The sequence below is a fragment of the Faecalibacterium sp. I3-3-33 genome (assembly GCF_023347295.1).
Taxonomy (GTDB): domain Bacteria; phylum Bacillota; class Clostridia; order Oscillospirales; family Ruminococcaceae; genus Faecalibacterium.
In genome coordinates this window covers 2,980,054-2,994,777 of record NZ_CP094469.1, presented here as the reverse complement: position 1 = coordinate 2,994,777, position 14,724 = coordinate 2,980,054, and the positions used below count along the sequence as shown (strand labels likewise).

Annotated in this window: 13 protein-coding genes and 2 tRNA genes; all 15 read left to right on the top strand. The window is 59.5% G+C overall.

The annotated features are described in order from the left end of the window. The first annotated feature begins 375 nt into the window (after positions 1-375). Complete coding sequence (rpmH, locus tag MTP39_RS13990; RefSeq protein WP_005924258.1) at positions 376-510, top strand: 50S ribosomal protein L34; 135 nt, start codon at positions 376-378, stop codon at positions 508-510. Positions 511-714: 204 nt separating this feature from the next. After that, on the top strand, positions 715-1,122 hold the full coding sequence (gene rnpA, locus MTP39_RS13985) for a ribonuclease P protein component (RefSeq protein ID WP_044960403.1): 408 nt from the start codon (positions 715-717) through the stop codon (positions 1,120-1,122). After that, positions 1,119-1,433 carry a membrane protein insertion efficiency factor YidD gene (gene yidD / locus MTP39_RS13980; RefSeq protein ID WP_242983249.1) on the top strand — a complete coding sequence of 105 codons (315 nt, stop codon included), beginning with the start codon at positions 1,119-1,121 and terminating at the stop codon, positions 1,431-1,433. The genes rnpA and yidD overlap by 4 nt, the downstream gene beginning before the upstream one ends. A 505-nt stretch (positions 1,434-1,938) precedes the next feature. Further along, entirely contained in the window at positions 1,939-3,000 is a 1,062-nt protein-coding gene (locus MTP39_RS13975; RefSeq protein WP_249240978.1) for a YidC/Oxa1 family membrane protein insertase, read from the top strand. An 18-nt stretch (positions 3,001-3,018) separates the two neighbouring features. Then, positions 3,019-4,179 (top strand): RNA-binding cell elongation regulator Jag/EloR, encoded by a 1,161-nt coding sequence (gene jag, locus MTP39_RS13970; RefSeq protein ID WP_249240977.1) that lies wholly within the window; start codon positions 3,019-3,021, stop codon positions 4,177-4,179. A gap of 835 nt (positions 4,180-5,014) precedes the next feature. Beyond that, a complete protein-coding gene (gene mnmE / locus MTP39_RS13965) occupies positions 5,015-6,385 on the top strand; it encodes a tRNA uridine-5-carboxymethylaminomethyl(34) synthesis GTPase MnmE (RefSeq protein ID WP_249240976.1) in 1,371 nt (456 codons plus the stop codon). A 35-nt stretch (positions 6,386-6,420) separates the two neighbouring features. Beyond that, on the top strand, positions 6,421-8,295 hold the full coding sequence (mnmG, locus tag MTP39_RS13960) for a tRNA uridine-5-carboxymethylaminomethyl(34) synthesis enzyme MnmG (RefSeq protein ID WP_249240975.1): 1,875 nt from the start codon (positions 6,421-6,423) through the stop codon (positions 8,293-8,295). 63 nt (positions 8,296-8,358) lie between these two features. Beyond that, positions 8,359-9,066, top strand: coding sequence for a 16S rRNA (guanine(527)-N(7))-methyltransferase RsmG (gene rsmG, locus MTP39_RS13955; protein WP_249240974.1), 708 nt, complete (start codon positions 8,359-8,361; stop codon positions 9,064-9,066). 154 nt (positions 9,067-9,220) lie between these two features. Continuing rightward, positions 9,221-10,015 carry a ParB/RepB/Spo0J family partition protein gene (locus MTP39_RS13950; protein ID WP_097778935.1) on the top strand — a complete coding sequence of 265 codons (795 nt, stop codon included), beginning with the start codon at positions 9,221-9,223 and terminating at the stop codon, positions 10,013-10,015. A gap of 659 nt (positions 10,016-10,674) precedes the next feature. Then, positions 10,675-11,508 (top strand): ParA family protein, encoded by an 834-nt coding sequence (locus MTP39_RS13945; protein WP_044960418.1) that lies wholly within the window; start codon positions 10,675-10,677, stop codon positions 11,506-11,508. Positions 11,509-11,530: 22 nt separating this feature from the next. Beyond that, positions 11,531-12,406: a ParB/RepB/Spo0J family partition protein gene (locus MTP39_RS13940; RefSeq protein WP_005924304.1), complete on the top strand. Its 876-nt coding sequence runs from the start codon at positions 11,531-11,533 to the stop codon at positions 12,404-12,406. Positions 12,407-12,501: 95 nt separating this feature from the next. After that, on the top strand, positions 12,502-13,833 hold the full coding sequence (serS, locus tag MTP39_RS13935) for a serine--tRNA ligase (RefSeq protein WP_249240973.1): 1,332 nt from the start codon (positions 12,502-12,504) through the stop codon (positions 13,831-13,833). 236 nt (positions 13,834-14,069) lie between these two features. Beyond that, positions 14,070-14,146 (top strand) — tRNA-Met (locus MTP39_RS13930). 91 nt (positions 14,147-14,237) lie between these two features. Continuing rightward, a tRNA-Glu gene (locus tag MTP39_RS13925) sits at positions 14,238-14,309 on the top strand. An 83-nt stretch (positions 14,310-14,392) separates the two neighbouring features. Beyond that, positions 14,393-14,692 carry a DUF2442 domain-containing protein gene (locus MTP39_RS13920; RefSeq protein ID WP_249240972.1) on the top strand — a complete coding sequence of 100 codons (300 nt, stop codon included), beginning with the start codon at positions 14,393-14,395 and terminating at the stop codon, positions 14,690-14,692. Positions 14,693-14,724 lie beyond the last annotated feature (32 nt).

The following is a 14,724-nucleotide window of genomic DNA, read 5'->3' as shown; positions in this document are numbered from 1 at the left end:
AAAACATCCACTCCATTGAATCGGTCGAAGTTTTCAACAATGCTGCTGATACCACGTTAGTATACCACAAAAATCTCCCTGCGTCTATATTACTATAATGTAATTTATAATACATAAGATAAGCCCCCGCAGCGCCCTTGTGGAAACACGCCAGAAAGACCACAATATCTGGTAGAAAAAAGTTTTCCACAGCAAAATGGTGAAAAAGTTGAAAAGCTTTTAACAGAAAAATCAGAAAAAAGTTTGCAGAAAACTGCAAAAAATGCTTGACAGAACGTCATACTATGCGATATACTGTTGAATTGCAAGCCTGTCCCCAATCTGGGACCGATCAAGACCCCATACCGGGGATAAGTTTTTACGGAGGATACAACCATGAAGAGAACTTTTCAGCCCAAGAAGCGTCAGCGCAAGGAAGTTCATGGCTTTCTGACCCGCATGAGCACCAAGAACGGCCGTAAGGTCATCAATGCTCGCCGTGCAAAGGGCCGCAAGAGCCTGACTGTCTGATCTTAAACCTTGCAGGTGAGATCCGGCGCAGAAATGAATATGCGCACAAAAGACCGCTGATATCCCATTGGCGGTCTTATTTTTTTACCCGTCAAAAGTTTTTTCGTAAAAATGCCCGGATGGGCTTTTAAAGTGCAAAAATTTTTGATATACTGGCTAAAGAGTGCACCTATGTGCACCCGGACGAAAGGAGGTGCCGACGTTATGCGTTATCGTCCGATCCGCCGCAACAGCGAGTTTGGCCGTGTGTACGCCCGCGGCAAGTCCTATGTGAACCCGGCACTGGTATTGTATGTGCTCAAGACCCGCGGCCGCAACACCCGCGTGGGCCTGACCGCCACCAAAAAAATAGGCCATGCCGTGCAGCGCAACCGCGCCCGCCGCGTGATGAAGGCCGCTATCGACGAGCATCTGGATTACAATATCGGCGGCTACGATCTGATCTTCGTGGCCCGGGGCATGACCCCCAAACTGAAAAGCTGGCAGCTGAGCAGCGTTGTGGCAAAGCTGTTTGCCCAGGCCGGTCTGCCGGATAAGGCCAAGCGCCCGGACGCAAAGCCGCCCGCCACCGTGCCCCCCGCCCGCAAGCAAAAGCCGGAGTCCCGCGTGTGAACCGGCTGCAAATGCTCTGCCGCAGGGCGCTGTGCGTGCCCATCCGCATCTACCAGTACACCCTCAGCCCATGGATCGGCCGCAGCTGCCGGTTTTCGCCCAGCTGCAGCAACTACACCATGCAGGCCATCCTGACCCACGGCTGTGTAAAGGGCATTTTGCTGGGCGCATGGCGCATTGCCCGGTGCAATCCGCTGGGCAAATGGGGCTACGACCCCGTGCCGCCGCCCGGCCGCTGGCAAAGCCCCGCCCGCAATTTACAGCCCGCAAAGCTGTTTTACACACGGCACAAGCGAAAGGTGGAAAAATAGAGGTTTTCTGCGTAGAGCGTAGTCGCGTGTTTAAAATTTAATGCTTTTTGCAAAGTGCATCGCCGCCGGGTATGTACTCTTTTGCGCGCACAAAAGAGTACCAGAAAAGCGCCCGCTACTTTCGAAGCGCGGGAGGCACGAACCAGGGGCTGCTCGCCCCTGGTAACCCCAAAGCGGTTGGGCTCCATACAAAAAATCCAAGCCGCTGCGCTAGAGGATTTTTTGTGTTCCGCCGGTTTGAAGTCGCTGCGCGACGGCCACAGCCGACAGCAGAAAATGCCGTTTTTCGTTACGACCCTCTCTGGTGAAAATGCAAATCGAAAAAATCCGCAGATTTTTTCGATTTGCGAAATTAAAATTTTATTTCCGCTATTTATGGCCAGAGCAAAGCGGCGGCCATTTTAGATAATAAAGCTTCTTATGACGCGCTGCACTGTGGGCGGCGTGTCCTACGATAAAAAAATAATGCGTCCCGGGCCACAGCCGGGGCAGAATGGACAAAGGTATGAACTTCTTTTACATCCTGAGCGGTCCTCTCGGCTATGTCATGGAGTGGATCTACAAGCTGCTGCCGAACTACGGCTGGGACATCATCCTCTTCACCCTGCTCATCAACATCGTCAAGATCCCCCTGCAGACCAGCCAGCAGAAGAGCATGGCAAAAATGTCTGCGTTCCAGCCCATGATCGCGGAGATCCAGACTAAGTACAAGGATAAGCCCGAAAAGCAGCAGGAAGAGCTGATGAAGCTGCAGCAGGACTTTGGCTATAAGCCCACGGCCGGCTGCGTGCCCATGCTGCTGAATTTCCTTGTCATGTTCGGTGTTATCGGCGTGGTATATAACCCGCTGGAGCGTATCTTCCACATCAGCGCTGCTGCACTGGCCAGCGCAGGCGAGGCTATGACTGCCGCCGGCATCTCCTTTACCGCCATTACCCGCGATACCAACATCATCGCCGAGGTACTGGCAGGCAACAGCGGCGTGCTGGGCTGCTTCAGCGTCGAGCAGATCGCTACCATCACCGAGTTCGGCCAGCACATGAACTTCCTTGGCATCGACCTGACCCGCATCCCGCAGATCGGTCTGTCTCTGGATATCGTGCTGCCGCTGCTGTCGGTCATCACTATGTTCCTGTCCACCCACATCAGCATGAAGGCTTCCGGCCAGCAGATGCAGGGCAGCATGAAGCTGACCATGTACATGATGCCGCTGATGTACCTGTTCTTCTGCTTTACCTTCCCTCTGGCATTCTCTCTGTACTACGTCATTTCCAACATCGTTATGACCGTCCAGACCCAGATCATGCGCAAGTTCTACGACCCTGAGAAGATGCGCAAGGATGTGGAAGCCGAGATCGCCGCCAAGCGCAAGCAGGAAAAGCGCGGTGTGAAGAACACCACCATTCAGGTCACCGACCCCAAGACCGGCAAGACCATGGAGAAGAACCTTTCCGCCAGCGAGATGAACAAGCGCCGGCTGGAGTATGCCCGTCAGCTGGACGCCGAGCGCTACAAGGACGAGCGCACCGTGCCGCTGAGCGAGCTTGACAAGCAGGATAAACAGTAACAAGGGAGGTAAACGGTTATGATCCGTACACAGGAATCCACCGGCAAGACGGTGGACGAAGCCCGCGCCAAAGCCTGCGCCCTGCTGGGCGTGCAGGCCGACGATCTGAATGTCAGCTATGAAGTGCTGGAAATGCCTCAGAAGACCGGTTTTCTGGGTTTAAAGACCACCCCCGCCAAGGTGCGCGTGAGCGTGGAAGAGCCGGATGCTCCCGCCGCTGCACCCGCAAAGCCGGTGGAGGTTGTGGCAGAGCAGCCGGTTGAGACTGCCGCCCCCGTGCAGGAGACTGCCCCCGTGGCAGAGCAGGCTCCCGCTGCTGTGGAGGAGCCCGCCGCTCCCGCCGCAGAGCAGACCCCCGCTGCCCAGCAGCCCGCCGAGACTGCCGAGGAGGCAGAAGAGGTGGAAGAGCCCATCGTCATCGAGGAGAACGCCAAGGTGAAGGCCGCCGTGGACTATCTGCGGGAGGTCATCACCCTGATGGGCGTGGAGAATGTGACCTTCAGCGCCGTGCAGAAGGGCGAAGCCACCATCATCCGTCTGGACGGTGAAAAGCTGGGCGCCCTCATTGGCCGCCGCGGCGAGACCATGGAAAGCCTGTCCTATCTGGCAAGCCTTGTGGCAAACCGTCTGGAGGGCGATTACATCAAGCTGGGTCTGGACGTTGCCGGCTACCGCGACAAGCGCGAGAGCGACCTGACTGCACTGGCACAGCGCATTGGCGCCAAGGTGCGCAAGACCGGCCGCAGCTTTGCCATGGAGCCCATGAACCCCTACGAGCGCCGCATCATCCACTCTGCCATCAGCAAGATGGAGGGTGTGCGCAGCGAGAGCAAGGGCGAGGGCCGTGACCGCCGCGTGGTCATCTACTCCACCGCACCGGATGCCCAGACCGAGAACACCTACGGCGAGCGCCGTGGCCGTGGCGGCAACCGGAATGGCCGTCGTCCCGGCGGCAACCGCAACGGCGGTTATCGCGGAGAGCGCCGCAGCGACAACGGCAACCGCAACGGCGGCTACCGTGGCAGCCGCAGCGGTGCACCCCGCGGCCCGCGTCCGTCCAGTGTGCCGGAGCGCACCTACGCCCCCCGCGACGCCGAGAGCGCAGCACCCGTAGCACCCAAGCGCACCGAGCGCGTGGACGACTTTGCAGATTTCAGCTTCGGCAAGATCGAGTTGTAACGCTGCCGTATCCAATAAAACCATGCAGCGCCCCGCATTTCCACCGGAAGTGCGGGGCTCTTTTTGGTATTGTAGGCGCACGCCGAGGGATGTTCTCTTTTGACACCAAAAGAGAACCAGAAAAGTACCAGCGATTTCGACGCGCTGGAGCCACGAAAAAGGGGCTACTCGCCCCTTTTAACCCCAAAGAGGAGGGCTACACCGGAAAAAACTGAAGATTCACGCCTGTTCGGCGTGAAGATCTTTTAACCGTTTTTTCCGGCTCCGCCGATCTGAAGCCCCTCAGTCTCGCTACGCGCGACAGCTCCCCCCGGGGAGCCTTTGGCATAGGGGGAAAGTTTGCGGCTCAAGTGCAAAGCTTGCGGGCGTGCCCGCTCCCCCTTGGGGGAGCTGTCGCGCAGCGACTGAGGGGCTATGGATGGAGAAGCGAAAAAAGCGTTAAAGCGATAGCGCCGACTGGCGCAGCGCTAGCTTTTTTGTGCTTCGACTTCTTCTTTAGGATTGTCAAGGGCGTGTAGCCCTTGGCCCGTTGCGGGGTGGGTGGAGTCCAGAGGTAGGGAGGGGGGAGTCGGAACACCCCTCCCTGCCTCTGGCCCAGCGGAGCGTCCCTGCACGCTGCTGGCAGGCAGAAAGGCTCCCCATCGCCCGCCATTTTCGATCTCTTTTTCCACAAACATTTTGGAAGATGTGGAAAAACCGCGCGGCGGGTGTATCTTTTTGCGCAAAAACGTGGTAAAATAAGCTGTAAAATCAGAAAGTGTGCGCTGCGGCGGGTCTGCCGCAGCGGGCACACGAGTAGCGCACCCGCAAGACGGGTGCGCGGAAAGGATGCAGTATGCAGGGATCGACCATTGCCGCCATTGCAACGCCCCCCGGGGCGGGCGGCATTGCCGTGGTGCGCCTGTCCGGCGCAGAGAGCTACGCCGTGGCTGCCCGGGTATTCCACCCGGCAAACCCGGCAAAAAAGGTGGAAGAGGCCAAGGGCTACACCGCGCTGTTCGGACATTTTGTGGACAGGGAAGAAGCCTTTGACGAGGGCGTCGCCCTGTTTTTCCGCGCGCCCCACAGCTATACCGGCGAGGACGTGGTGGAGCTTTCCTGTCACGGCGGCAGTGCAGTAGCGCGGCGGCTGGTGGAAGCCTGTCTTGCCGCCGGTGCGCAGCCTGCCGCCCCCGGCGAGTACACTCGCCGCGCCTTTCTGAACGGCAAGCTGGGTCTGACGCAGGCGGAGGCGGTCATGGATTTGATCGCGGCGGACGGGCGGCAGGGGGCGGCACTGGCTAACGCCGCGCTGGGCGGCGCACTGGCGAAAAAGATCAACGCCCAGAAAGCCCAGCTGACCGCCCTGCAGGCGCATCTGGCCGCTTGGGTGGACTTCCCGGAGGAGGATGTGCCGGAGCTGGACCCCGCCCATCTGCGCACCGTGCTGGGCGCAGTGCGGGAGGAACTGGACGCCCTCATCCGCAGCTACGATGCCGGTGCGGTGCTGCGCGAGGGCGTGGACTGCGCCATCGTGGGACGCCCCAACGCGGGCAAGTCTACCTTGCTCAATCTGCTGGCTGGGTTCGACCGCGCCATCGTCACCCCGGTGGCGGGCACCACCCGCGATGTGGTGGAGCAGGCGGTGCAGCTGGGGGATATCCGGCTGAACCTTTTCGACACCGCCGGTCTGCGGGAGACCGAGGACGCCATCGAAGCCGAGGGCATCCGCCGCAGCTGGAAAAAACTGGAAGAAGCCGGGCTGATTCTCGCCGTCTTTGATGGCTCCGAGCCGCCCAGCCGGGAGGACTTGGCGCTGGCGCAGCGCTGCGCCGGCCGTCCCGCCATTGCCCTTGTGAACAAGGAGGACAAGCCCACCCGGTTTGATGCAGAGCTCATCGCCCCGTATTTTGCCATGGTGCTGCCGGTCTGCTGCCGGGAAGAGGGGAGCCGCAAGGTCATCGCCGCTGCGGTGGCGCGGCTGCTGGGCACCGGCAGCATCGACCCCCACGCCGCCAGCCTGTCCGGGCAGCGGCAGCTTTCCGCCGCCCTCCGCGCCCGGGACGCCGTAGCCGGTGCACTGGATGCCGCCGCCGGCGGCTTTGGGCTGGACGCCGTCTCGGTCTGCGTGGACGACGCACTGGATGCCCTCTGCGACCTGACCGGCGAAAACGCCTCGGAAGCCGTCATCGAACAGGTGTTCGAGCGGTTCTGCGTGGGGAAATAAATTCAAATCATTGATTAGAGGAAACCCGAAAGTATATGAACCACTTAGGAGATTATGATGTCATCGTCATCGGCGCCGGTCATGCGGGCATCGAAGCCGCCCACGCAGCTGCTGTGCTGGGCGCAAAAACGGCTGTCTTTACCATGAGTCTGGACGCCATCGGCAATATGCCCTGTAACCCCAGCATCGGCGGCACCGCCAAGGGCACGCTGGTGCGGGAGGTGGACGCGCTGGGCGGCGTGATGGGTCTGGCGGCAGACGCCACTTATCTGCAAAGCCGGATGCTGAACAAGGGCAAAGGCCCCGCCGTCCACGCACTGCGGGTGCAGACCGACCGCCGCCGCTACAACGAATACATGAAGCACGCGCTGGAACAGACCCCGGGTCTGGCTATCCATCAGGCCGAGGTGGTGGCGCTGGAAGTGGAAAACGGCCATGTGAAGGGCGTTGTCACCCAGCTGCACGGCGAATACACCGCCAAGTGCGTGGTGCTTGCCACCGGTACGAACCTCGGCGGCAAAATATTCGTGGGCGATGCGTGGTATGCCTCCGGCCCGGATGGCATGCACGCCGCCAACGCCCTGACCGACAGCCTGAAAGCCGCCGGTCTGCCGCTGCGCCGGTTCAAGACCGGCACCCCTGCCCGGGTGCACCGCCGCAGCATTGATTTTTCCAAGCTGGAATGCCAGCCCGGCGACCCGGACAGCGAATTGCAGCCCTTCAGCTTTCTGACCGATGCACCCATGCACAACAAGGTGGAATGCTGGATCGCCTACACGAACCCGGAGACCCACAAGATCATTCTGGACAACATCCAGCGCAGCCCGCTGTACGGCGGCATGATCGAGGGTGTCGGCCCGCGCTACTGCCCCTCCATTGAGGACAAGGTGGTGCGATTCTCCGGCAAAGACCGCCACCCGCTGTTTGTCGAGCCCTGCGGCGAGAACACCGAGGAAATGTATCTGCAGGGCGCATCCAGCAGCCTGCCGGAGGACGTGCAGAACGCCTTCTACCACAGCATCAAGGGCTTTGAACATCTGGAGATCATGCGCCCCGCCTACGCCATCGAGTACGACTGCGTAGACCCCACCAGTCTGGAAGCCACGCTGGAAAGCAAGGTGGTGCGGGGTCTGTACGGGGCAGGGCAGTTCAACGGCACCTCCGGCTACGAGGAAGCCGCCGCGCAGGGTCTGCTGGCGGGTCTGAACGCCGCCCGCAACGCGCTGGGCAAGGAGCAGCTTGTGCTGCCCCGGCACACCAGCTATCTGGGCACGCTGGTGGACGACCTTGTGACCAAGGGCGTCATGGACCCCTACCGCATGATGACCAGCCGCAGCGAGTACCGGCTGACCCTGCGGCAGGACAACGCCGACCAGCGCCTGACCCCCATCGGCAGGGAATACGGCCTTGTGCAGGATGACCGCTGGGCAAAGTACCAGCACACCCAGAACATTTTGGAAGCCGAGCGCCGCCGCCTGCACGAGACGCATCTGCGCACCGCAGACCTGCGCGCCGCCATGGAAGCTGCCGGTCTTGCCCCCGCCGCCGAGGGCGGCATTGCCGAGGAGCTGCTGCGCCGTCCCGAGATCAGCTACCCGCTGGTGGCGGGCATCATCGGCTGGGGAGAGGAGATCACCCCCATGCTGGCGGAGCGGCTGGAAACCGAGATCAAGTACGCCGGTTACATTGCCCGGCAGGACAGGATGATCCGGGAGGTGGCACGCCACGAAAAAACTCTCATCCCGGAGGATTTTGAGTACGCCGCCCTGACCGGCCTGACGCTGGAAGCCCGGGAAAAGCTTGCCCGCATCCGTCCCCGCAATCTGGGGCAGGCGGGGCGCATCCCCGGCGTTTCACCCTCCGATGTGGCGCAGCTGAGCATCGCACTGGCAGGGAAACAACAAAAATAATACGAAGTTGCGATAAAACAAACGATTGCGCTACCCCAACCACCTGACAGAAAGGAAAACACTATGATCGACAAACAGCGGTTGGAGGAAAAGTGTTCCACATGGAACATTGCCCTCACCGGCACCCAGCTGGATCAGCTGGATGCCTTTGCCCAGATCCTTGTAGACTACAACCAGAAGGTCAACCTGACCGCCATCACCGACCCGGAGGGCATCGAGGACAAGCATTTCCTTGACAGCCTGCTGTTTGCCAGCCAGCCGGAGGTTGCCGGGCGCATGGTGGACGTAGGTGCCGGGGCAGGCTTTCCGGGCATCGTGACCAAGATCTTCAAGCCGGAGCTGGAACTGACCCTCATGGAACCCACCGGCAAGCGGGTGGAGTTTTTGAAGTACGCCTGCGCCCAGCTGGGTCTGACCGGGGTGGAGTTTGCCAAGGAGCGCGCCGAGGAAGCCGCCCGCAAGATGTGGCGGGAGCAGTTCGACCTTGCCTCTGCCCGCGCCGTGGCAGCCCTGCCCATGCTGGCAGAATACTGCCTGCCGCTGGTAAAGGTGGGCGGCAACTTCCTTGCCATGAAGGGCGCATCCGGGGAAGAGGAGTTGACCGCCGCCCGGGGTGCTATCAAAAAGCTGGGCGGCGAGTACCGCGAGACCCGCACTTTGCACCTGCCCGGCGGCGACACCCGCACTTTGATTTTGTGCAAAAAGATTTCGCAAACTCCGACAGCATACCCCAGAAACGGCGGTAAAATTGCAAAAAGCCCGCTGAAATAACGCATAATTTGACGCAACCTGTAAGACCCTGCCGAACGAAATTTCTGGCGGGGTCTTTCTTTGTGTGCTACACTGAAGCTGAACAGGTTTTCCACGATTTCCCGGAGAAATGTGGAAAAACCGAATGTTTATTTCACAGGAAAGGGGCAGCATCATGTTTGAACGCAAGAAACCGTCCGGGAAATTACTCTCTCTGCCCATCGACCAGATCCACCCGTCGCCCTTTCAGGCGCGGAAAAGCTTTGACGAGCAGGAGCTGACGGCGCTGGCGCAGAGCATCCGGGAGAACGGTCTGCTCCAGCCGGTCACGGTGCGCAGGGCGGCAGAGGGCTACGAGCTGGTGGCAGGGGAGCGGCGGCTGCGCGCCTGCCAGCTGGCAAAGATGACCACCATCCCCGCCATCCTGTGCAGCTACGCCGACGACCGCACCGCCGCGCTGGGTCTGCTGGAAAACATCCAGCGCGCCGACCTGAACCCCTTTGAGCAGGCGCAGGGGCTGCGGGATGTGATGGTGCTGTGGGACTGCACCCAAGCGGAAGCCGCCAAACGTTTAGGCATGGCGCAGCCCACCTTTGCCAACAAGCTGCGGCTTTTGCAGCTGACCGCAGACCAGCGGCAGTTCGTGCTGGACAACAACCTCACCGAACGCCACGCCCGCGCGGTGCTGCGCCTGCCGGAGAACCGCCGCAGCGAAGCACTTATCACCATCGCCAAGCGCCGCCTGAACGCCCGCCAGACCGACAGCTACATCGAGCAGCTGCTGAACAGCCCGCCCAAGGCCGGGCACCGCATCTCCATGGTGCGGGACGTGCGCATCTTTGTCAACACCATCGACCACGCCATCCGGCTGATGACCGACAACGGCGTGCCCGCCACCGCCCACCGGGAAGAGAAGGACGGCTACATCGAGTATACCGTCCGCATCCCCACCGCCGCCGCGGAGAAGTGAATTGTTCCATGTGGAACAGGGGAGGGCGAAGAGGATGTAGCCGAGAGATGTTCTCTTTTGACACCAAAAGAGAACCAGAAAAGTGCCAGCGATTTCGACGCGCTGGAGCCACGAAAAAGGGGCTGCTCGCCCCTTTTAACCCCAAAGAGGTGGGCTGCACCGGAAAAAACTGAAGATTCACGCCTGTTCGGCGTGAAGATCTTTTAACCGTTTTTTCCGGCTCCGCCGATTTGAAGCCCCTCAGTCGCTACGCGACAGCTCCCCCAAGGGGGAGCGGGCACCCGCCCGCAGCGCCGCGCTTTCGCAGAAAGCGGCGCTGCAAATGCCGTTTTTCTCTATGACCCCTCTCGTGAAAATAGCGTTTGGAGCGCTCCGCAGAGCGCGACAAACGCGAAATTAAAAATAATTTTTCCGCTGAATATGCCCAGAGTGAAACGGAGGGCATTCCAAATTGTTTGTTTGCAACCCAGAATCGTGCGGCTTTTCCACTTTTCTGACCTCAAAAGTTAAAAATCCAGCCCAAAAACGCTCCAGATGGTTCAAAAAGCAATTTGGATGTGTTATACTAGAAGCCAAGGTGCCTGTCGGACGGGGAAACCGGCGGGCACGACTGCGTGTTCCATGTGGAACAAATCTTTCCCCGGGAGGAAGAAAAGCGCGTGGCAAAAATTGTAGCGATCGCAAACCAGAAGGGCGGAGTGGGCAAGACCACCACCGCCGTCAACCTTTCGTCCTGCGTAGCGGCACTGGGCAAAAAGGTGCTTATCGTAGATCTCGACCCGCAGGGCAACACCACCACCGGCTATGGCATCCCAAAGCGCAGCGTAGAGGCGGGCACTTATGAGGTGCTTATCGGCAAGGCAACGGCGGCGCAGGCCATCCGGCACACCGAATACCGCACCGACGTCATCGGCTCCAACACCCGTCTGGCGGGTGCCAGTCTGGAAATGATCGACCTGCCCGGCCGCGAAGGGCGTCTGCGCAAGGCGCTGGCCGAGGTGCAGAAGGACTACGACTTCATCTTTATCGACTGCCCGCCCAGTCTGGACCTGCTCACCCTCAACGGCCTGAGCGCCTGCGACAGTGTGCTCATCCCAGTGCAGTGCGAATACTATGCGCTGGAAGGCTTGTCGGAGCTCATCAGCACCCTCAAGACCATCCGCAAAAAGTATAATCCGTATCTGGATATCGAGGGCGTGGTGTTCACCATGTTCTCGCTGCGGTACAACCTGACCGTGCAGGTGGTGGAGCAGGTGCAGAAATACTTCGGCTCCAAGGTGTACAAGACCACCATCCCGCGCTCCATCCGCATTTCGGAAGCGCCCAGCTACGGCCAGCCCATCAATTTCTACGAGCCCAAGGGCAAGGGCAGCGAAGCCTACATGGACTTGGCCATCGAATTCGTCAAGCACAACCGCCCGCAGGAACCTAAGAAGTCCCGCGCAAAGGCTGCACCCGCCGCAGAGCCGGCGAAAAACGCTCTGGAAGATTAAAACAGGGGGAACAAGGTAAACAATGGCAAGAGGAAAAGGAGGGCTCGGGCGCGGGCTGGACAGTCTGTTTGAGGACGCAGCACCGGTCTTTGAGTCAGAGCACGCAGCGGTGGAGACCCTGCCTCTGCGCGAGATCGAGCCGGACCCCGACCAGCCCCGCAAGACCTTTGAGCAGGAGACCCTCAGTGAGCTGGCTGCCAGCATCGCCGAGCACGGCTTATTGCAGCCCATCGCGGTGCGGCCAAGACCCATGGGCGGTTACAGCATCGTGGCAGGCGAGCGCCGCTGGCGTGCCTCCCGCATGGCGGGTCTTACCGAGGTGCCGGTGGTCATTAAGGATGTGTCCGACGAGCAGGCCATGGAGCTGGCGCTGGTGGAAAATTTACAGCGCGAGGATCTGGACCCGGTGGAAGAAGCTGCCGGTATCCGGGAGCTGATGACCCGCTGCGACCTGACACAGGAGCAGGCCGCCCGCAAGCTGGGCAAGAGCCGCAGCGCACTGGCAAACAGTCTGCGTCTGCTCAACCTGCCGGAAACGGTGCTGGAGCTGCTGAAGAGCGGCTTTATCAATACCGGCCACGCCAAGGTGGTGCTGGGCCTGCCCACACCGGAATTGCAGGCCGAAGCCGCGCAGATCATCGCGGACAACCAGCTGAACGTCCGTCAGGCCGAGGCGCTTTGCAAAAAGATGGCAAAGCCTGCTAAGGAACCCCGCGAACCCGCACCCCGCGGCACTTTGCCGGTAGAGGTGGAGGAGAGCCTGAAGCAGGTGCTGGGCAGCGAGGTGAACGTGGCCTACCACGGCGGCAAGGGCAAGCTGACGGTGCATTTTTACTCCGACGAACAGCTGCGCGCCTTTGCAAACCTGCTGGGACAGTACCAGATGGAAACCGAATAATCATGCGATCCAAGGCGGGAACAGCCGCCTTTGAACGGCAGCGGAAAGCCCCAGGTGCACCGCTGCAAGCCCAATAGAGTTAAGGAGAGTCAATCATGCTGGATATCAAATTTGTCCGCGAGAACCCGGACGCCGTTAAGGAAAACATCAAAAAGAAGTTTCAGGATGCAAAGCTGCCGCTGGTGGACGAGGTCATCGAAAAGGATGCCAAGTACCGTGCAGCCCTGAAGGAAGTGGAGGCCCTGAAGGCCGCCCGCAACAAGCTGAGCAAGGCCAACGGCCCGCTGTTCGGTCAGCTGAAGAAGTGCACCGACGAGGCACAGAAGGCTGAGCTGCAGGCACAGATCGACGCCAACAATGCCGCCGTCAAGGCCGACGCCGACAAGATGGCAGAGCTGGAGAAGGAAGAGGAGGCACTGTCTGCCCGCATTCAGGAGATCATGTACTCCATTCCCCAGATGATCGACCCCAGCGTGCCCATCGGCCCGGACGATACCTATAACGTGGAGGCCCAGCGCTTCGGCGAGCCTGTGGTGCCGGATTTCCCCATCCCGTACCACACCGAGATCATGGAGAGCTTTGACGGCATTGATATGGACGCCGCAGGCCGCGTGGCCGGTAACGGCTTCTACTATCTGCTGGGCAACATTGCCCGCCTGCACGAGGCTGTGCTGGCCTATGCCCGCGACTTTATGATCAACAAGGGCTTCACCTATGTCATCCCTCCCTTCATGATGCACGGCAACGTGGTGCAGGGCGTCATGTCCTTCCCCGAGATGGACGCCATGATGTACAAGATCGAGGGTGAGGATCTGTACCTCATCGGCACCAGCGAGCACACCATGATCGGCCGCTTCATCGACCAGACGCTGGACGAGAGCAAGATGCCCCTGACCCTGACCTCTTACAGCCCCTGCTTCCGCAAGGAGAAGGGCGCACACGGCATCGAGGAGCGCGGCATCTACCGCATCCACCAGTTCGAGAAGCAGGAGATGATCGTGGTCTGCCGCCCCGAGGAGAGCGCCGACTGGTACGAGAAGCTGTGGAAGATGTCCGTGGAGCTGTTCCGCAGCATGGAGATCCCCGTGCGCCAGCTGAACTGCTGCTCCGGCGATCTGGCTGACCTGAAGGTCAAGAGCTGCGATATCGAGGCATGGAGCCCCCGCCAGCAGAAGTACTTCGAGGTCTGCTCCTGCTCCAATCTGGGTGACGCACAGGCACGCCGTCTGCACATCCGCATCAAGGGCAAGGACGGCAAGACCTATCTGGCTCACACCCTGAACAACACCTGCGTGGCACCCCCGCGTATGCTGATCGCCTTCCTGGAGAACCACCTGCAGGCCGACGGCAGCGTGACCATCCCCGAAGTGCTGCAGCCGTACATGGGCGGGTTGAAGGTCATGGTCCCCACCAATAAGAAGGACTAAAACTGCACCGGGTTTTCCACAACCGGGCAGAAAAAGGTTGAAAAAAGCACCGCTTTCCGCACAGGGAAGCGGTGCTTTTTTCCGCAAAAGCGACAAGAAAACCAATATTTCAACGCAGCTATGTAAATAAATTAAGAATCTCAAAAAACTGCAAATTTTTTTGAAAATATGTGTTGACAAAAGGGGCATCTATGGATATAATAATAAAGCACCGTTCGAGTGCAAGTTAAATATGTGGCGGTATAGCTCAGTTGGCTAGAGCATTCGGTTCATACCCGAAGTGTCACCGGTTCAAATCCAGTTACCGCTACCACGTTACAGAGTTTCGCTAAGATAAGGGGGACGGTCGTCCGCAGTAGTGGACGATGAAAGTCGGAGGTTTTAGCGAAGCTCTGTATTTGTAAGGCCCGTTGGTCAAGCGGTTAAGACACGGCCCTTTCACGGCTGTAACATGGGTTCGATTCCCGTACGGGTCATGAATAAAATCCCTGATCTTAGGATCAGGGATTTTTTCATACAAACTTGTGCAAGGAATCGAAGGAACAAAGGAGGTATCTCTATGGATACATTGTTCCCAAAGGTCTTGCAGGCTGTTGCGGGCGAGGATTTTACGGTGTACCTCTATTTCAACGATGGCTCTGTGCGTCTGTATGACGCAAAGCCGCTGCTTAAACTGGGCGGGGTCTTTGCGCCCTTGCAGGATGAAGCTTTTTTCAAAAGCCGCCTGACCGTCCTGAACGACACCGCAGCATGGGATGTGACCGGTGACCGGGACCCCGGCAGCTGTGTGGACTTGGACCCCATCGAGCTGTACGAGTCCTGTCCTGTGGTGGTAGACCCGCTGGAATCGGCATCCTGAGCCGCAAAAATACGCAAAAACACGGGAAGATC

What these genes read in the sequence shown, in the direction of transcription:
- MTP39_RS13975 (WP_249240978.1), top strand. Translation starts at nt 1,939, where the DNA reads ATGAACTTCTTTTACATCCTGAGCGGTCCTCTCGGCTATGTCATGGAG.
- MTP39_RS13920 (WP_249240972.1), top strand. Translation starts at nt 14,393, where the DNA reads ATGGATACATTGTTCCCAAAGGTCTTGCAGGCTGTTGCGGGCGAGGAT.
- rsmG (WP_249240974.1), top strand. Translation starts at nt 8,359, where the DNA reads ATGATCGACAAACAGCGGTTGGAGGAAAAGTGTTCCACATGGAACATT.
- serS (WP_249240973.1), top strand. Translation starts at nt 12,502, where the DNA reads ATGCTGGATATCAAATTTGTCCGCGAGAACCCGGACGCCGTTAAGGAA.
- mnmG (WP_249240975.1), top strand. Translation starts at nt 6,421, where the DNA reads ATGAACCACTTAGGAGATTATGATGTCATCGTCATCGGCGCCGGTCAT.
- MTP39_RS13950 (WP_097778935.1), top strand. Translation starts at nt 9,221, where the DNA reads ATGTTTGAACGCAAGAAACCGTCCGGGAAATTACTCTCTCTGCCCATC.
- MTP39_RS13940 (WP_005924304.1), top strand. Translation starts at nt 11,531, where the DNA reads ATGGCAAGAGGAAAAGGAGGGCTCGGGCGCGGGCTGGACAGTCTGTTT.
- mnmE (WP_249240976.1), top strand. Translation starts at nt 5,015, where the DNA reads ATGCAGGGATCGACCATTGCCGCCATTGCAACGCCCCCCGGGGCGGGC.
- rnpA (WP_044960403.1), top strand. Translation starts at nt 715, where the DNA reads ATGCGTTATCGTCCGATCCGCCGCAACAGCGAGTTTGGCCGTGTGTAC.
- rpmH (WP_005924258.1), top strand. Translation starts at nt 376, where the DNA reads ATGAAGAGAACTTTTCAGCCCAAGAAGCGTCAGCGCAAGGAAGTTCAT.
- jag (WP_249240977.1), top strand. Translation starts at nt 3,019, where the DNA reads ATGATCCGTACACAGGAATCCACCGGCAAGACGGTGGACGAAGCCCGC.